This window comes from Mycobacterium sp. NGS59 (genome assembly GCF_059812345.1).
Genome location: NZ_JCALCN010000016.1, coordinates 26,780 through 44,547 on the forward strand (window position 1 = coordinate 26,780; position 17,768 = coordinate 44,547).

Here is a 17,768-nt window from a genome sequence, read left to right on the forward strand (position 1 = left end):
GCGGATTGACGTCGGTCACGCGACTTGCCGGAAACCTCCTGGATAGTCGGGTCGGTGGGAACCGGGTTCAGTTGCCCGGCGTGGCCAGCAAACTTGAAACGACGGTTTCCCCTTCGTTTTGGTTACCCGAACGGCCGTTGATTTACAACTGTCGCGGACGTCACTGCCGAGGCGACAAGCCGGGGAGTCGGCCCTACGGGCTGGTCAGTCTTCTCTGTCGGGTTCGATCGGACACTCCTCACGGTTAGCCTCGTTCTGCTGAAGGAAGGACGCGTAGATGTCCAACAGAACCTGCTTCTGACGCTCGGTTATCGCCGTGTCGGCGATGATCGTGTCCCGTACCTGGCTGGTCTCGCTCGCGTCGAGCATGCCGGCGCGTTCGTAGAGCACCCAGGCGGAAACGCGCAGCGCCTTGGCGATCTGGGCCAGGACGTCGGCGGACGGCTTGCGCAATCCCCGTTCGACCTGGCTCAGGTAGGGGTTGCTGACACCCGAACGCTCGGCGAGCTGGCGCATCGAGAACTGCGCCGTCTCGCGCTGCGACCTGATGAAGCTACCGATATCCGAGGCCACATCGGAGGCTTTGGTGGACACCTTGGTGCCCAACTTCTCCTCCGGCGGCACCACTTCACTCCTTGCGTCGGTTTGATCGCTTACCCCTGCCAGGCTACGGAGAAGTGCTTGCAATTGCAAGCGCTTGCTAGCACCCGGTCAGAACAGCAACTGCGCCGCGGTGTAGATCACCAGGCCCGCCAGAGCACCGACCACCGTCCCGTTGATCCGGATAAACTGCAGGTCACGCCCCACATGCAGCTCGATGCGCCGGCTCGCCTCCTCGGCATCCCAACGCTCGATCGTCTCGGTAATGATCGCTGTGATCTCTACCCCATATTGAGAAACCAGATGCTGGGCGGCACGCACCATCCAGTTGTCGACCTTGTCGCGCAACTCCGCATCGTCGCGCAGCGACTCCCCGATGCGGATCACCGCGTCGGCGACGCGGCCACGCAATGCGCTGGACGGGTCGTCGACGCCTTCGAGCACCAGTCGTTTGAGGGTCCGCCACGCCGACGCCGCCGCATTGGCGACCTCTTCGCGGGCCATCAGTTGCTCTTTGACGGCGTCGGCCCGCGCGATGGTGTCCGGATCGTTCTGCAGGTCGTCGGCGAACTCGAACAGGAAGCGGGTGGCCGACCGGCGCAGCTCGTGGTCGGGGCTGCGGCGCACCTTGTCGGTGAAGTCCATCAACTCGCGGTGGATACGGTCGCCGACCAGATGGTCGACGAAGCGCGGCGACCAGGTCGGCGAATCGCGCTCGACCACCCGCTGGATCACCACCCCGGCGTTCAGCGACCACTGGAACGCCCGGTCGGCCAACAACTGGATCAGCGCTTCCTGACGGTTCTCGGCCAGCAGCGTCTGCAGCACCCGGCCCACCGGTGGGCCCCACTGCGGTTCGGCGATGCGGCGCACGATCATCCGGTCGATCACCTGCTGTACGTCGTCGTCACGCAGCAGTTCCACCAGCACCCGCAGCACGGTCGCCGTCTCGGCCGCCACCCGTTGCGCGTGCGCGGGTTCGGCCAGCCATTTGCCGAGCCGGCTCGGCACCTGCGCGTCGCGCAGCTTGTTCTCCACGACCTCCGCCGACAGGAAGTTCTCCCGCACGAAGGTGCCCAGGCCCTCCCCGAGCTGGTCTTTTTTGCGCTTGATGATCGCGGTGTGCGGAATGGGGATGCCCAGCGGGTGCTTGAACAAGGCCGTCACCGCGAACCAGTCCGCCAACGCGCCCACCATGCCCGCCTCGGCTGCCGCCCCGACGTAGCCGACCCACTGCGGCGCGGTCCCGTGCGCATTGGCCCACCGGCAGAGCAGGAACACCACCGTGGCGCCGAGCAGGAAGCCCAACGCGACGGCCTTCATCCGGCGCAGCGCGGTGCGTCGTTCGGCGTCGGCTTGCGCATCGGCCCCGGCGAACGACTCCGCGAACGACGTGCGGTTCGGCCGGCCCTCGGGCGGCCGCGCGTTCCCGCCTGCGCCCGGACCGTCAACTCTGTGTGCCACCACACCATCATCTGTCATCGCGACCACCGGTTAGTGTTACCCACACTGGTCGGAAGCACTCACGCACTCCGGCACGTCCACCAGACCGACCCCACCAAGCCGTAGTATCGATGCGACTAGACGAATGGGATCCGGCGACAGTGGCACAGCATATTCCGGCTCGCACCGCAAAGACCGACGGTCGCAAGCGGCGGTGGCACCAGCACAAGGTGGAGCGCCGCAATGAGCTCGTCGACGGGACGATCGAGGCGATTCGCCGACAGAGCCGCTTTCTGAGCATGGACGAGATCGCCGCCGAAATCGGGGTCTCCAAGACGGTGCTGTACCGCTACTTCGTCGACAAGAACGACCTGACGACGGCCGTGATGATGCGCTTTGCGCAGACCACCCTGATTCCGAACATGGCCGCGGCGCTGTCGTCGAATCTGGACGGCTATGAGCTGACGCGCGAGGTGATCCGGGTGTACGTCGAGACCATGGCCGCCGAACCCGAGCCGTACGGGTTCGTGATGGCCAACAGCTCCGGCAGCAAGAGCAAGGTGATCGCCGACTCGGAGCGGATCATCGCCCGCATGATCGCGGTGATGCTGCGCCGGCGCATGCGCGAGGCCGGCATGGACACCGGCGGGGTGGAGCCGTGGGCGTATCTGATCGTCGGAGGGGTGCAACTGGCCACCCACTCCTGGATGTCGGACCCGCGGATGAGCAGCGACGAGCTGATCGACTACCTGACGATGTTGAGCTGGAGCGCGCTGTGCGGGATCGTGGAGGCCGGCGGATCGCTCGACAAGTTCCGCGAACAGGCGCATCCGTCGCCGATCGTGCCCGCCTGGGAGCAGCTCAAACAGAGCTCGAACCCGGGTTAGGTCCGGGCACGGGGGGACTTTGCGACCCCTGCGTCGCCCCGTCGGCTCAAGGATGAGGGCGACTGGGGGTGTCGACAGCGGCTAACATGCAGGGAATACATCGGGAAGTCGTGCCTGGCACCGCCCGATAACAGAAAGGCACTTCGTTTATGGCCGTGCAGCTCACGCCGCATTTCGGCAACGTGCAAGCGCACTACGACCTCTCCGACGACTTCTTCCGGCTTTTCCTGGACCCCACCCAGACGTACAGCTGCGCCTATTTCGAGCGGGACGACATGACGCTGGAACAGGCTCAGTACGCCAAGATCGACCTCGCCCTGGGCAAGCTGAACCTCGAGCCCGGTATGACGCTGCTGGACATCGGTTGCGGCTGGGGCGCCACCATGCGACGCGCGATCGAGAAATACGACGTCAACGTCGTCGGCTTGACGTTGTCGGAGAACCAGGCCATCCACGTCCAGAAGAAGTTCGACGAGCTGGACACGCCCCGCACCAGGCGGGTGCTGCTCGAGGGGTGGGAGAAGTTCCACGAGCCCGTCGACCGCATCGTCTCGATCGGCGCTTTCGAGCACTTCGGGCGCCAGCGCTACCCGCGGTTCTTCAAGATGGCCAACGAGGTGCTGCCCAGCGACGGCATCATGCTGCTGCACACCATCGTGCGGCCGACCATGCGCGAGGCCCGGGCCAAGGGGCTGCCGTTGACCCATGAAATCGTGCACTTCAGCCAGTTCATCCTGGCCGAGATCTTCCCCGGCGGTGATCTGCCCACGGTTCCGGTGGTCGAGGAGCATGCCGGCGCCGCGGGGTTCACCACGACACGGATCCAGTCGCTGCAGCTGCACTACGCGCGGACCCTGGAGACGTGGGCGACGGCATTGGAAGCCCAGCGGGAGAAGGCGATCGCGATCCAGTCGGAGAAGGTCTACAACCGCTACATGAAGTACCTGACGGGTTGCGCGAAGCTCTTCCGGCAGGGCTACACCGACGTCGACCAGTTCACCCTGCAGAAGTAACTCTGGGTTGTCTCAGTACTTGTAGAAACCCTGCCCGGACTTCTTACCCAGCAAACCCGCTTCCACCATCCGCAGCAACAGCGGCGGCGGCCCGTAGTGCGGCTCCTTGAACTCCTCGTAGAGCTTGTCCGCGATCAGCTTGAGGGTGTCCAAGCCGACGAGATCGGATAGTTTCAGCGGACCCATCGGGTGCGAAAGCCCGGCCACCACGGCTTTGTCGACGTCTTCGACCGTCGCGAATCCCGCCTCCACCATCCGGATCGCGGACAGCAGATAGGGCACCAGCAGCGCGTTCACCACGAAACCGGAACGGTCCGAGCAGCGCACCACCTGCTTGCCCAGCACGCCGCTGGCAAACTCCTCGACGCGCTCGGCGGCGGCCTGGTCGGTGACCAGCGTGCTCACCAACTCGACCAGCGGCAGCACCGGGACCGGGTTGAAGAAGTGCAACCCGAGCACCCGCTGCGGGTTCTGGGTGGCCGCGGCGATCTTCATGATCGGAATGCTCGAGGTGTTGGAGGCCAGCACGGCGTCGGGATCGGTGATCACCCGGTCCAGCTCGGCGAAGATCTGGCCCTTCACCTTCTCGTCCTCGACGACGGCTTCGATCACCAACTGCCGGTCGGCCAGGTCGGCGAGGTCGGTGGTGAAGCTCAACAGACCCAGCGCGCGGTCGCGCTCGCGCTCGGTGATCTTGCCCGCACTGACGCCGCGCTCGAGCGACTTGACGATGCGGTTGCGGCCCGCGGTGACCAGCGCCTCGGTGGTCTCGAACACCGTCACACCCACGCCGGCGCGCAACGACACCTCGGCAATACCGGAACCCATTTGGCCGGCCCCGACAACCCCGACTCGCTCGATCACAGTGCCTCCTTCTAACCGCGAACAGACGCAAAAGCACCACTTTTGCGCCGCAAAAGGGTGCTTTTGCGTCTGCTCGGCAGACTAACTCAACCTAACTCAGTGGAACTGACCCTCTTCGGTCGAGCCCGCGAGCGCGGTGGTCGACGAGGTCGGGTCCACCGTGGTGGCGATGCGGTCGAAGTAACCCGCACCCACCTCGCGCTGGTGCTTGGTGGCGGTGTAGCCACGGCTCTCGGCGGCGAACTCGCGCTCCTGCAGCTCCACGTAGGCGCTCATCTGGTTGCGGGCGTAGCCGTGGGCCAGATCGAACATCGAGTAGTTCAGCGCGTGGAAGCCGGCCAGCGTGATGAACTGGAACTTGAAGCCCATCGCACCGAGCTCCTTCTGGAACTTGGCGATCGTGTCGTCGTCGAGGTGCTTGCGCCAGTTGAACGACGGCGAGCAGTTGTAGGCCAGCATCTGGTCGGGGAACTCGCTCTTGACGCCCTCGGCGAACTTCTTGGCCAGCTCGAGGTCCGGCGTGCCGGTCTCCATCCAGATCAGGTCGGAGTACGGCGCGTAGGCCTTGGCGCGGGCGATGCAGGGCTCCAGGCCGTTCTTGACCCGGTAGAAGCCCTCGTTGGTGCGCTCACCGGTGATGAACGGACGGTCCCGCTCGTCGACGTCGGAGGTGATCAGCGTGGCGGCCTCGGCGTCGGTACGCGCGATGACCACGGTCGGCACACCGGCGACGTCGGCAGCCAGCCGGGCCGAGGTCAGGGTGCGGATGTGCTGCTGGGTCGGAATGAGCACCTTGCCGCCGAGGTGGCCGCACTTCTTCTCCGAAGCCAGCTGGTCCTCCCAGTGCGAACCGGCGACACCGGCGGCGATCATGGCCTTCTGCAGCTCGTAGACGTTGAGCGCGCCGCCGAAGCCGGCTTCACCGTCGGCGACGATCGGCGCCAGCCAGTTCTGCACGGAACGGTCGCCCTCGACCTTGGCGATCTCGTCGGCGCGCAGCAGCGCGTTGTTGATGCGACGCACCACCTGCGGCACCGAGTTGGCCGGGTACAGGCTCTGGTCGGGGTAGGTGTGACCGGACAGGTTGGCGTCGCCGGCGACCTGCCAACCGGACAGGTAGATCGCCTTCAGCCCGGCGCGGACCTGCTGGACGGCCATGTTGCCGGTCAGCGCGCCCAGCGCGTTGACGAAGTCCATTTCGTGCAGCTGCTCCCACAACACCTCCGCGCCGCGGCGGGCCAGGGTGTGCTCCTCGACGACGTGGCCCTGGAGCGCGACGACGTCCTGGGGGGTGTAGGTGCGCTCGACGCCCTTCCAGCGGGGGTTGTGGTCCCAGTCGTGCTGGATTGCTTCAGCGCTCTTGGGGGTGCCAACTTCAGACATTGGACAGCTCCTTACCGGTGTTACTACTGATTGCTGATGGCCCACCGCTCCGTCCGACCGGACGCTCGGGACCCAACTTCACTTGTGTGCTAACACGACCTTGGCACAGCGAATTCCTGCAGGTCCACCCATTTCACTTGCAAATTTCGGCTATGACTTCCGGTCATTTTGTGAAGTCTGCGAAGCCGCAAATCTACTGAACCGGTTCAGAAGCTACCGGGCAGTAACAAGAACTGCAGGTCAACGGTAATTTAACAGAACGCTCGTACTGTTAGAGAGCGAACAGCGCGGCGACGGCTTTCGTCTCGTCACCGACGGCATATGTGAGCGTTGTAACAGTGCGGTCGGACAGGCCGGGACCGAATTTCTCGGTGGATCCGGCCGGATGCACGTGGGAGATGATCTCCAGCTTGTCGCCCAGCGCGACCGGGGCCTCGTGTTCGATGGTCACCCGCAGCGGGCCGTTCAGGAGCTCGGAGTGGGTGAACAGGTAGTCCTCGACCACGCTCCAGTAGACCGAGTTGTTCATGTGGTCGAACAGGTCGATGTCGGTGACCCGGACCGGGAATTCGTGGATCTCGACGGCGTCGTCGCGGCTGCCCGGCTTGAGGTAACCCTTCCAGCGGAGTCGGTCCACCGACGTGGTCTTGTGCAGACCGGCCAGGAAGTCGTCGGAGATCCGGGCCGGCATCTCGGTTTCCTTGTTCACGTGGATCCAGAACGCCTCGGACTCGATCAGCCCGCCCTTGCGGCCGTCGACCCGGACCCGCATCTCACACCAGCGGTTGGAGGACCCCGAGCACCAGCGCCGGCAGCGCAGCATGTCCTGGAACTCGATGGGCCGGATCAGGTCGACCATGGTGCGCCGGACGATCCACAGCGGATGGGTCTCCTCGAAACCCATCTCCCGTAGCTGGTCCTGACCGATGTCCTGGATGTGCCGGCAGGCCGCGTCCAGCCGCAGCCGACCGGTGCGGTCGATGTCACCCACCCGCAGCGGCCATTCGCGGTCGAAGACATCGGGGTGGCCGTCCGGCACCGGCATCAACTGTTTGTCCAAACTCACGGCGGCAACTCCCCTAATCCGTCGGTGCCTTCCGGGTTTACCCGGCAAGGCCGAAGCGAATCATGCCAATGGCCCCGCGCAAACACCAACCTGCAAACTTTGCCAAGCACCTCTTCGCAACCAGGCGTAGGCTGCCGTGGGTGTCCAAGACGTTCGTCGGCGCCCGGGTCCGGCAGCTGCGCAACGAGCGTGGATTCAGCCAGGCCGCGCTGGCCCAGATGCTGGACATCTCGCCGAGCTATCTCAACCAGATTGAACACGACGTGCGTCCGCTCACGGTGGCGGTGCTGCTGCGGATCACCGAGATGTTCGGGGTGGACGCGACGTTCTTCGCCTCGCAGGACGCCACCCGCCTGGTCGCCGAACTGCGGGAGGTGACGCTGGACCGCGACCTCGACATCGACGTGGACCCCACCGAAGTCGCCGAGATGGTCAACGCGCACCCGGGCCTGGCCCGCGCGATCGTCAACCTGCATCAGCGCTACCGACTCACCACCGCCCAACTGGCCGCCGCCACCGAGGAGCGGTACTTCGACGGCAGCAGCGGCAGCGGATCGATCACCATGCCGCACGAAGAGGTGCGCGACTACTTCTACCAACGCCAGAACTACCTGCACGAACTCGACACCGCGGCCGAGGACCTGACCGCCAAGATGCGGATGCACCAGGCCGATCTCGCCCGCGAACTGACCCGCCGGCTCACCGAGGTGCACGGCGTGCACATCACCCGGCGCATCGATCTGGGTGAGAACGTGCTGCACCGCTACGACCCCGCCACCAAGACGCTGGAGTTCAGCAACCATCTGGCGGCGGGCCAGCAGGTGTTCAAGATGGCCGCCGAGCTGGCCTACCTCGAGTTCGGGGACCTGATCGACGGCCTGGTCGAAGCGGGCAAGTTCACCAGCGACGAGTCACGCACCCTGGCCCGGCTCGGGCTGGCCAACTACTTCGCCGCGGCGACGGTGCTGCCCTACCGCCAATTTCACGACGTCGCCGAGAATTTCCGTTACGACGTCGAACGGCTGTCGGCGTTCTACTCGGTGAGTTACGAGACCATCGCGCACCGGCTCTCCACGCTGCAGCGGCCCTCGATGCGCGGCGTGCCGCTGTCGTTCGTCCGGGTGGACCGCGCCGGCAACATGTCAAAACGCCAGTCCGCCACGGGTTTTCACTTCTCCTCGACCGGCGGCACCTGCCCGCTGTGGAACGTCTACGAGACCTTCGCCAACCCGGGCAAGATCCTGGTACAGATCGCCCAGATGCCCGACGGCCGCAACTATCTCTGGGTGGCCCGCACCGTGGAGCGGCGCGCGGCCCGGTATGGTCAGCCCGGCAAAACCTTCGCGATCGGCCTGGGTTGCGAGCTTCGCCACGCGCACCGACTCGTCTATTCGGAAGGACTCGATTTGTCCGGGGACCCGAAGAGCACCGCGACGCCGATCGGCGCGGGTTGCCGAGTCTGCGAACGCGACGACTGCCCGCAGCGGGCGTTCCCCGCCCTGGGACGCGCACTGGATCTCGACGAGCACCGCAGCACGGTGTCGCCCTACCTGGTGCGGCACGCATGACCAGCGACCAGAGCGGGGGTGCGGTCGTGCGGATCCCGCCCGGTCGGTTCCGCCAACTGGGCCCGGTCAACTGGGTGCTGGCCAAACTGGGCGCGCGTACTGTCCGCGCACCGGAGATGCATCTGTTCACCACCCTGGGCTACCGGCAGTCGCTGTTCTGGACGTGGCTGCTCTACGGCGCCCGGATCCTGCGGGGACGGCTGCCCACGATCGACACCGAACTGGTGATCCTGCGGGTCGCGCATCTGCGGTCCTGCGAATACGAGCTACAGCACCATCGCAGACTGGCCCGCCAGGCCGGACTGGACGCCCAGACGCAGGCCGCGATCTTCGCCTGGCCGGACCCGCCGGCCGGCGACGGGCCGCGCAGGGTGCTCAGTGCGCGTCAGCAGGCGCTGTTGAACGCGACCGACGAGTTGATCAAGGACCGGACCATCGGCGCCGAGACGTGGCAGCAGCTCGCGGCGCACCTGAACCGGCCCCGGCTGATCGAATTCTGCATGCTGGCAACGCATTACGACGGACTGGCCGCGACGATCACCGCGCTCGGAATCCCGTTGGACAACCCGGCCGATCACAGATAGATGTTGGCCAGCACGGCCAGCGACAGCACCAGCGGGAGAATCGGCAGCCCGAACGCGAACGCCGCCCAACCGTGCTTGCGACGCCAGCGCATCACCAGTCCGCCGAGCACCGCTCCGGCCACCAGCGCGCCGGACCCCAGCAGCACCAAGACGCTCCACCTGCTCACCGTCGTGAAATCGTCTCCGACGGTGATCGCGGCCAGCCACAGGATGTAGCCCGCCACCACACCACCGACGGCGCCGACGATCGTCTCGGAGGTCCGGGTCGCCATGCCGTCAGAAGTTGATCATGTGACCGACCAGCCCGTGGAAGCACTCCTGCAGCGCCTCGGACATGGTCGGGTGGGTGTGGACGTTGCGGGCCAGCTCGTTGGCGGTGAGGTCCCACTTCTGCGCCAGGGTCAGTTCGGGCAGCAACTCGGACACGTCGTGGCCGACCAGGTGCCCGCCGATGAGTTCGCCGTACCTGGCGTCGGCGATCAGCTTGACGAACCCGCTGGGGTCGCCCACGCCGTGCGCCTTGGCGTTGGCGGTGAACGGGAACTTGGCCACCACCACGTCGTATCCCTCGTCGCGGGCCTGTTCCTCGGTGAGGCCGAAGCTGGCGACGTTGGGCTGGCAGAACGTGGCGCGCGGCATCATCCGGTAGTCGCCCAGCGCCAAAGTCTCTGCGCCGCCGATGGTTTCGGCCGCCACAACGCCCTGGGCCTCGGCGACGTGGGCCAGTTGCAGTTTGCCGGTGACGTCGCCGATGGCGTAGATGTGCGGGGTGGATGTCTGCATGTAGTCGGTGATGCCGATGGCTTTGCGGTCGGTGAGTTCGACGCCGGCCTTGTCCAGGCCGTAGCCTTCGACGTTGGGAGCAAACCCGATGGCCTGCAACACTTTTTCGGCCTTGAGTTCGTCGGACTTGCCGTCCTTGCTGACGGTGACGGTGACGCCACCTTCGCTGGAACCGCTGTCATCTATGGATTCGACCTTGGTGCCGGTGAGGATCTTGACGCCCAGTTTCTTGAACGCCTTCTCGATCTCCTTGGAGGCGTCGGCGTCCTCGTTGGGCAGCGCGCGCGGCAGGAACTCCACGATGGTGACGTCCACACCGTAGTTCTTCAGCACGTAGCCGAACTCCATGCCGATGGCGCCGGCGCCGGCGATGATGATCGAGGACGGCAGTTCGCGGGTCAGGATCAGCTTCTCGTAGGTGACGACGTTCTCCGACAGCGACGTGCCCGGCACCAGCCGGGTGCTGGCGCCGGTGGCGATGATGGCGTTGTCGAAGGTGACCTCTTGGGTGCCCCCGTCGTCGTTGAGTTCGACCTGCAGCGTGTTGGCGTCGGTGAACTTTCCGTAGCCGTGGATCTCGGTGATCTTGTTCTTCTTCATCAGGTAGTGCACGCCGGCGACCCGGCCCTCGGCGACCTTGCGGCTGCGGTCATAGGCGACGCCGAAGTCGAAGGTGGCCTCACCGCTGATGCCGAACACCTTGGCTTCCTTGGTGAAGATGTGGGCCAGTTCGGCGTTGCGCAGCAACGCCTTCGACGGGATGCAGCCGACGTTGAGGCAGACACCGCCCCAGTACTTCGGCTCGACGATGGCGGTTTTCAGACCGAGCTGCGCGGCACGGATGGCTGCTACGTACCCGCCGGGACCTGCTCCGAGAACGACGACGTCATAGTGAGAAGTCACCAGTTCACCCTAACGGTGGCAGGTTATTCGGGCACCACGCCCATCAGACACGGGGTCGCCACCTGCTCGCAGTAGAAGTAACCGTAGAGCGGGGCTGCGGCGGTGACCGAGGCGAACGGCGCCGACAGCACCGCGATCGACAGCGCGGCGATCAACGGTTTGGACTCCACCATCGCCAGGATCAGGCCGGCGACCGTGCACACCACCACGTAGCCGAACACCACGAACATCGACGGCGTCTTGTCCAGGTCGTGATACCACCAGTAGTACAAGCTGAGGCCGAACACCGCGGCGATCGACCACACTCCGGACAGCACCAGGACCAGCTTCCACCACTTCAGGTAGACATAGCGGCCGGGGACGGCAACCGGTCCCGGCGAGACCTCGGGCTCGTCTTCGGGCTCGTCTGGTGCCTCCGGTTCCGGCTCCGCCTCGTCGAGGCCCGCCAATGCCACGAATGCCTGGGAGTCGGTGTCGAAGTCCGGCACGAACGGCACCGAGGGCTCGCCGTCGTCGAAGTCCGGCACGAAAGCCTCGGTCCCCGGGCCGGATTCGAGCTCCTGCTCGACCTTCGAGCTAGCCACTGGACACCACCTGCAGAGCGACGAGCATCCCGAACCAGCCGGGCGCCAACGCCAGGATCGCCGCCCCGGCCATGGTCACCCAGCGCCGTCCGGAGAACAGGATCACCGACAGCCCGATCACGCTGGGAATCCCGACCACCAGCGCGATCGCGACGTCCGGTCGGATCCGGACGTCGATCAGCACGCGGGATGCCACGGCAAGCAGTTGCCCGACCGCAATCCCGGCGAGCATGCCGCCGGCCAACAACCACGCCCGCGGAAGGGGAATCACGGTGTACGACCTTACTGACTCACCGCCGCGCGATCGGGTACCTTCCCGGCGCGTCACCGATCACAAGATGGCCTCGAACTGTCCGTCAGAAGAAGCCCATCGCCTGGTCGGAATAGGACACCAACAGGTTCTTGGTCTGCTGGTAGTGCTCGAGCGCCATCTTGTGTCCTTCGCGGCCGAAGCCGGACTGCTTGTAGCCGCCGAAGGCCGAGTGCGGCGGATACACGTGATAGCAGTTGACCCACACCCGGCCGGCCTTGATCTCGCGCCCGGCGCGGTAGGCGGTGTTGCCGTCGCGGCTCCACACTCCCGCGCCCAACCCGTACAACGTGTCGTTGGCGATGCCCATCGCGTCGTCGTAGGTGTCGAACGGCGTCACGGCGACGACAGGCCCGAAGATCTCCTCCTGGAAGACCCGCATCTTGTTGTTGCCGCTGAAGATCGTCGGCTGCACGTAGAAGCCCCCGGACAGGTCGCCGCCCAGCTCCGCGCGCTCACCGCCGGTGACCACGCGCGCGCCCTCGTCCTTGCCGATGTCGATGTAGGACAGGATCTTTTCCAGCTGATCGTTGGAAGCCTGCGAACCCAGCATGGTCTCGGTGTCCAGCGGATCGCCCTGCCGGACGGCCTTGGTGCGGATCGCCGCGAGTTCCAGGAACTCGTCGTGGATGTCGGACTGGATCAGGCTGCGCGACGGGCAGGTGCACACCTCGCCCTGGTTGAGCGCGAACATCGTGAACCCTTCCAGCGCCTTGTCCTGGAAGTCGTCGTTGGCGGCCATCACGTCGGAGAAGAAGATGTTGGGGCTCTTGCCGCCGAGTTCCAGGGTGACCGGGATCAGGTTCTGGCTGGCGTACTGCATGATGAGCCGCCCGGTGCTGGTCTCACCGGTGAACGCGACCTTGGCGATCCGGTTGCTGGAGGCCAGCGGCTTGCCGGCCTCGGTGCCGAAGCCGTTGACGATGTTGACCACCCCGGGCGGCAACAGGTCACCGATCAGCGACATCAGGTACAGGATCGAGGCCGGGGTCTGTTCGGCGGGTTTGAGCACGATCGCGTTGCCGGCCGCCAGCGCCGGAGCCAGCTTCCAGGCGCCCATCAGGATCGGGAAGTTCCACGGGATGATCTGGCCGACGACGCCGAGCGGTTCGTGGAAGTGGTAGGCGACGGTGTCCTCGTCGATCTGGGACAGCGCGCCCTCCTGGGCGCGGATGGCCGCGGCGAAATACCGGAAGTGGTCCCCGGCCAACGGGATGTCGGCTCCCAGCGTCTCGCGGATGGGTTTGCCGTTGTCCCACACCTCGGCCACCGCCAGCGCCTCGGTGTTCTCGTCGATGCGGTCGGCGATCTTGTTCAGGATCGCGGCCCGCTCGGCGGGGGCAGTCTTTCCCCAGGCGGGCGCCGCGGCGTGCGCGGCGTCCAGCGCCTTCTCGACGTCGGTCTCGTCGGACCGCGGGATCTCACAGAACGCCTGGCCGGTGACCGGCGTCGGGTTCTCGAAGTACCGGCCGGCGGCCGGCGCAACCCATTCGCCGCCGATGAAGTTCCCGTACCTCGATTCGAATGACATCAGCGCATCGGCAGCACCCGGACGTGCGAAGACAGTCATCTGTTCGGCTCCTCTTTTGGTTCATGTAATACGGCTCACACTACCGCTGGGGACACAATGGCCGTCATGGCAGCTGAAGCTTCTGAGGACCCGTACCTGTGGCTGGAGGACGTCACCGGCGAGACGGCGCTGGACTGGGTGCGGGCGCGCAACGAGCCCACCACGGCGCAGTTCTGCACCGGTGACTTCGAGGCGATGCGCGCCGAGGCGCTGGAGGTGCTCGACACCGACGCCCGCATCCCGTATGTACGTCGCCGCGGTGAGTTCCTCTACGACTTCTGGCGCGACGCGACCAATCCGCGCGGTTTGTGGCGACGCACCACGCTGGAGAGTTACCGCACCGACTCGCCGGACTGGGATGTGCTCATCGACGTCGACGCCCTGGGACGCGCGGACGGCAAGAACTGGGTGTGGGCCGGTGCCAACGTGATCGAACCCGAGCTGACCCGCGCCCTGGTCAGCCTCTCCCCGGGAGGTTCGGACGCGGTCGTGGTGCGGGAATTCGACATGCTGACCCGCGAATTCGTGCCCGACGGGTTCGAACTGCCGGAGGCGAAGTCGCAGATCGACTGGGACGACCCGGACACCGTGCTGGTGGGCACCGACTTCGGCCCGGATTCGATGACCGAGTCCGGCTATCCGCGCATCGTCAAGCGGTGGCGCCGCGGCACCCCGTTGACCGACGCCGAGACCATCTTCGAAGGTGAGCGGACCGACGTCAGCGTCGGCGGCTCCACCGATCGCACCCCGGGTTTCGTACGCACCTTCGTCGGCCGCTCCCTGGACTTCTGGAATCGGCAGCGTTATGAGCTGCGGGGCACCGAGCTGATCCCGATCGAGGTGCCCAGCGACGCCAGCAGCATGTCGGTGCACCGCGAATGGTTGCTGATCGAGCTGCGTTCCGACTGGACGGTCGGCGACACCACCTATGGCGCCGGCTCGCTGCTGGCCGCCAACTATGACGAATTCTTACGCGGCACAAGGGAATTGGCTGTCGTTTTCGAGCCCGACGAACACACCTGCCTGTACCACTACGCCTGGACGCGGGACCGGCTGCTGATCGTCTCGCTGGCCGACGTGGCCAGCCGCGTCGAGAGCGTCACGCCGGCTAGCTGGCAGCGCGAACCGATCGCCGGCATCCCGGCGTCGACCAACACCGTGATCGTCGCGGCCGACGACACCGGCGACGAATTCTTCCTCGACTCCAGCGGTTTCGACACGCCGTCCCGGCTACTTCGCGGCACCGGCCCGGCCGGCCTCGAACCGATCAAGTCCGCGCCGTCCTTCTTCGACGCCGAAAACCTCTCAGTATCACAGCATTTCGCGACATCCGAGGATGGGACGCCGATCCCCTACTTCCTGGTGCGACCCGCCGAAGCCGACGGTCCGGGCCCCACCCTGCTGTACGGCTACGGAGGCTTCGAGACCGCGAACACCCCGGGCTACAGCGGCGTCCTGGGCCGGCTGTGGCTGGCCCGCGGCGGCACCTACGTGCTGGCGAACATCCGCGGCGGCGGCGAATACGGGCCGGGCTGGCACACCCAGGCGATGCGCGAGGGCCGGCACAAGGTGGCCGAGGATTTCGCCGCGGTCGCCGACGATCTGGTGGCACGCGGCATCACCACGGTCGGGCAACTCGGCGCCCAGGGCGGCAGCAACGGCGGTCTGCTGATGGGGATCATGCTGACCAAGTACCCGGAGAAGTTCGGGGCGCTGGTGTGCAGTGTGCCGTTGCTGGACATGAAGCGGTATCACCTGTTGCTGGCCGGCGCCTCCTGGGTGGCCGAGTACGGCGACCCGGACAACCCGGACGACTGGTCGTTCATCTCCGAATACTCGCCCTACCAGAACATTTCGGCCGACCGCGAGTACCCGCCGATCCTGATGACCACCTCGACGCGCGATGACCGGCTCCACCCCGGACATGCCCGCAAGATGACCGCCGCCCTGGAAGCCGCCGGTCACCGGGTCTGGTACTACGAGAACATCGAGGGCGGCCACGGCGGCGCCGCCGACAACGAGCAGCTCGCCTTCAAGCAGGCGCTGACGTACTCGTTCCTGTGGCGCACCCTGGGCGCGCCTCAGCGCTTCGACAGTGGGCGGTCCAGTTCGGCGGCGACGCGATCGAGTTCGGCGGCCAGCTCGCAATGACCGTTGTCCCCCAACGCCTGTCGTAGCTCGGTCATCGCATGTTCGAGTTCGGCGGTGCGCGGGTGCTGGGCAGCCGTCATCAACGTGTTGCGTACGTGTCGTGTCGCCGTGCGCTGGTGATCGGCGGACAACGTCGGGATGGCCATCGCGAACACGTTCAGCACCTGGGCGCAAGTCTGGTGTTGTCCACCCTCGATGGCGCCGACGGCGATGCTCGACAACGCCTTGAGCACCTCGCAGATCGTGTCGTAGGTGTACACCACCGGCACCCGGTCGTCGACCGGCGGGTCGGACTCCTGCGCCCAGTGGGCCAGCAGGGCGTGCAGTCCGTCGACGGTCACCAAAGCCGCCTCGGAGTCCCGCTGGGTGGCGGCGCCCCAGCCCATGCTGGACAGCTGGTGCACCCCGTAGGACGGTTCGCGGTCGAGTTGCCGCTCCCGGCCACAGCACATCGCGTCCAGCACGGCGCGTGCCAAGCGTTCCCGTTCGGCCGCGTCTTCGCCGCGCACCGTCGCCAACAGGGTGCCGGCCACCATGTGCGTGCCCAGCTTGGCGTTGAGTTCGATCTCCGCCTCGCCCGGGACATCACGCAGCGCGCGGTCGAGCAGTTTCAGGTCGATGTCCACCAGGTACCCGGTGCACTGCGAACGGACGGTGGTAGCCGGCAGATGCGCGAGCTGGGGCTTGTCCCGTACTCGCCGCAGCCACTCGAGCTGGCGGTCGCGGGTGGCGATGGTGATTTGCACGATGCGCTCCACCACTGACGGCGGACGCAGCTGGTCGAGCACCAGGTAGCCGAACACGACCAGCCCGGCCAACGCCAGCACGCTGAGCACCAGCGCCGTCACCGTGCTGAACACCGCTTGATCGGGGTCGACGAGCGCCAGGACGACGACGTAGAACGCCGACAATCCGGCGAAATAGCCGAAGAAGGTCTGGTTGACGCGCCGGCTCAGGAACTGCTCGACCACCACCCAGGTGAACACGTCGGACATGCGCTGGACCAAGGTGAGCAACAGGACGAACGTGATGGTCATCAACGTGAGCATCCCCGGTGCCACGGTGCGCAGCATCGACTGGTTCTCCTGCGGCGGCGCCAGCTTCGACAGCAGGTGTTTGACCGGTTGCAACCAGCTGGTGTCGTCGCCGTCAAGCACGCTGGTGGCGACGGCGATCGCGATGAACGCGGCGATGATGGCCAGCGGGACGCCGAGAAACTCGTGCAGTGCCCGGCGCAGTCCGCTCTCGCGCCTGGGACGCTTTGTCTGAGAATTTCGGCGTATCAACGCTCATCACCCCTGTCCGCGCAGGACACGCTGAACTGGCAGATACCCGGTTGCGAGTGCCCCGAACCGTGCGGCGTGATCTGCACGACGTCTAGCGCCGGGTCAGTTTGGGCACCCTGGGACTCATGTCCGCGCAGCTCCCGGGAGCCCTCCAGTCGCTTGCCCCAACGCTGGACAAGTTCGGGTACGCCGCCGTGATCGTCCTGGTCGGGTTGGAAGGCGTCGGCATTCCGCTGCCGGGACAGATCATCCTGGTGGTGGCGGGTATGTACGCCGGCGTCGGTCATTTGAACCTGGCTCTGGTACTGCTCGCGGGATTCCTGGCCGCCGTCGTCGGCGACAACGCCGGCTACGCGATCGGCCGCTACGGGGGTCGCGAACTGGTGCTGCGCTTCGGTCGCTATGTGTTCCTCACCAAGGATCGGCTGGCCAAGACCGAACGCTTCTTCGAGCGGCGGGGCCAGATCGTGGTGCCGCTCGGCCGATTCGTCGACGGCCTGCGCCAGGCCAGCGGGATCGCCGCCGGCCTCGCGCGGATGCGGTGGCAGCGCTATCTGGCCTACAACGCCCTGGGGTCCGCGGTGTGGGTCGTGGTCTGGGTGCTGGCCGGATATCTGGCCGGCAACCACATCGGCGCGCTGTACGCGGGATTCCAGCGCTACGAGAAATACCTGCTGGCAGCCGGTGCCCTGGTCGGTGTCGCGGTGCTGGTCGGGTGGTTGGTCCGGCGCCGGTCCCAGGCGGCCGCCGAGTGCTGACCGGCGGCGCTTGAC

Annotated in this window: 16 protein-coding genes and 1 pseudogene; 6 read left to right on the plus strand and 11 right to left on the minus strand. The window is 66.1% G+C overall.

Annotated features, from left to right (window positions below; all coding sequences use genetic code 11):
• Window positions 1–204: 204 nt before the first annotated feature.
• Window positions 205–624 carry a helix-turn-helix domain-containing protein gene (locus tag AC5Y46_RS17480; protein ID WP_499992425.1) on the minus strand — a complete coding sequence of 140 codons (420 nt, stop codon included), beginning with the start codon at window positions 622–624 and terminating at the stop codon, window positions 205–207.
• Between the two features lie 87 nt (window positions 625–711).
• Window positions 712–2,067: a DUF445 domain-containing protein gene (locus AC5Y46_RS17485; RefSeq protein WP_499992426.1), complete on the minus strand. Its 1,356-nt coding sequence runs from the start codon at window positions 2,065–2,067 to the stop codon at window positions 712–714.
• Between the two features lie 137 nt (window positions 2,068–2,204).
• Here AC5Y46_RS17485 and AC5Y46_RS17490 point away from each other — a divergent pair, with 137 nt between their 5' ends.
• Both AC5Y46_RS17490 and pcaA read left to right on the plus strand, forming a co-directional pair.
• Window positions 2,205–2,930: a TetR/AcrR family transcriptional regulator gene (locus AC5Y46_RS17490; protein WP_499944730.1), complete on the plus strand. Its 726-nt coding sequence runs from the start codon at window positions 2,205–2,207 to the stop codon at window positions 2,928–2,930.
• A gap of 149 nt (window positions 2,931–3,079) precedes the next feature.
• The gene (gene pcaA / locus AC5Y46_RS17495; protein WP_499992387.1) at window positions 3,080–3,943 is read left to right on the plus strand and encodes a cyclopropane mycolic acid synthase PcaA; all 864 of its coding nucleotides are present in this window, start codon (window positions 3,080–3,082) and stop codon (window positions 3,941–3,943) included.
• 12 nt (window positions 3,944–3,955) lie between these two features.
• Here pcaA and AC5Y46_RS17500 read toward each other — a convergent pair whose 3' ends face one another.
• From AC5Y46_RS17500 to AC5Y46_RS17510, 3 genes are all read right to left on the minus strand, one after another.
• Window positions 3,956–4,807, minus strand: coding sequence for a 3-hydroxybutyryl-CoA dehydrogenase (locus AC5Y46_RS17500; protein WP_499944728.1), 852 nt, complete (start codon window positions 4,805–4,807; stop codon window positions 3,956–3,958).
• Window positions 4,808–4,903: 96 nt separating this feature from the next.
• Complete coding sequence (gene aceA / locus AC5Y46_RS17505; RefSeq protein ID WP_499944727.1) at window positions 4,904–6,190, minus strand: isocitrate lyase; 1,287 nt, start codon at window positions 6,188–6,190, stop codon at window positions 4,904–4,906.
• Window positions 6,191–6,461: 271 nt separating this feature from the next.
• A complete protein-coding gene (locus AC5Y46_RS17510; protein WP_499992388.1) occupies window positions 6,462–7,256 on the minus strand; it encodes an acyl-ACP thioesterase domain-containing protein in 795 nt (264 codons plus the stop codon).
• 140 nt (window positions 7,257–7,396) lie between these two features.
• Here AC5Y46_RS17510 and ramB point away from each other — a divergent pair, with 140 nt between their 5' ends.
• The gene (gene ramB / locus AC5Y46_RS17515; protein ID WP_499992389.1) at window positions 7,397–8,824 is read left to right on the plus strand and encodes an acetate metabolism transcriptional regulator RamB; all 1,428 of its coding nucleotides are present in this window, start codon (window positions 7,397–7,399) and stop codon (window positions 8,822–8,824) included.
• Window positions 8,821–9,408 (plus strand): carboxymuconolactone decarboxylase family protein, encoded by a 588-nt coding sequence (locus AC5Y46_RS17520; RefSeq protein WP_499992390.1) that lies wholly within the window; start codon window positions 8,821–8,823, stop codon window positions 9,406–9,408. Before ramB ends, AC5Y46_RS17520 begins: the two co-directional genes overlap by 4 nt.
• On the opposite strand, the gene AC5Y46_RS17525 is transcribed toward AC5Y46_RS17520, so the two are convergent.
• From AC5Y46_RS17525 to exaC, 5 genes are all read right to left on the minus strand, one after another.
• Complete coding sequence (locus tag AC5Y46_RS17525; protein WP_499992391.1) at window positions 9,399–9,680, minus strand: hypothetical protein; 282 nt, start codon at window positions 9,678–9,680, stop codon at window positions 9,399–9,401. The two genes, AC5Y46_RS17520 and AC5Y46_RS17525, sit on opposite strands and share 10 nt — an antisense overlap.
• A gap of 4 nt (window positions 9,681–9,684) precedes the next feature.
• Window positions 9,685–11,094, minus strand: coding sequence for a dihydrolipoyl dehydrogenase (gene lpdA, locus AC5Y46_RS17530; protein ID WP_499944722.1), 1,410 nt, complete (start codon window positions 11,092–11,094; stop codon window positions 9,685–9,687).
• A 23-nt stretch (window positions 11,095–11,117) separates the two neighbouring features.
• Window positions 11,118–11,678, minus strand: coding sequence for a hypothetical protein (locus tag AC5Y46_RS17535; protein ID WP_499992392.1), 561 nt, complete (start codon window positions 11,676–11,678; stop codon window positions 11,118–11,120).
• Window positions 11,671–11,949 carry a putative holin gene (locus tag AC5Y46_RS17540; protein ID WP_499944720.1) on the minus strand — a complete coding sequence of 93 codons (279 nt, stop codon included), beginning with the start codon at window positions 11,947–11,949 and terminating at the stop codon, window positions 11,671–11,673. The genes AC5Y46_RS17535 and AC5Y46_RS17540 overlap by 8 nt, the downstream gene beginning before the upstream one ends.
• A gap of 85 nt (window positions 11,950–12,034) precedes the next feature.
• Window positions 12,035–13,558 (minus strand): acetaldehyde dehydrogenase ExaC, encoded by a 1,524-nt coding sequence (gene exaC, locus AC5Y46_RS17545; RefSeq protein ID WP_499992393.1) that lies wholly within the window; start codon window positions 13,556–13,558, stop codon window positions 12,035–12,037.
• Window positions 13,559–13,615: 57 nt separating this feature from the next.
• Here exaC and AC5Y46_RS17550 point away from each other — a divergent pair.
• Window positions 13,616–15,637: pseudogene (locus tag AC5Y46_RS17550) on the plus strand (prolyl oligopeptidase family serine peptidase); the annotation flags it as partial.
• Between the two features lie 2 nt (window positions 15,638–15,639).
• Here AC5Y46_RS17550 and AC5Y46_RS17555 read toward each other — a convergent pair.
• A complete protein-coding gene (locus AC5Y46_RS17555) occupies window positions 15,640–16,995 on the minus strand; it encodes a DUF2254 family protein (protein WP_499992394.1) in 1,356 nt (451 codons plus the stop codon).
• A 125-nt stretch (window positions 16,996–17,120) separates the two neighbouring features.
• Between AC5Y46_RS17555 and AC5Y46_RS17560 the strand changes: the two genes are divergently transcribed.
• Window positions 17,121–17,753 (plus strand): DedA family protein, encoded by a 633-nt coding sequence (locus AC5Y46_RS17560; RefSeq protein ID WP_499992395.1) that lies wholly within the window; start codon window positions 17,121–17,123, stop codon window positions 17,751–17,753.
• Window positions 17,754–17,768 lie beyond the last annotated feature (15 nt).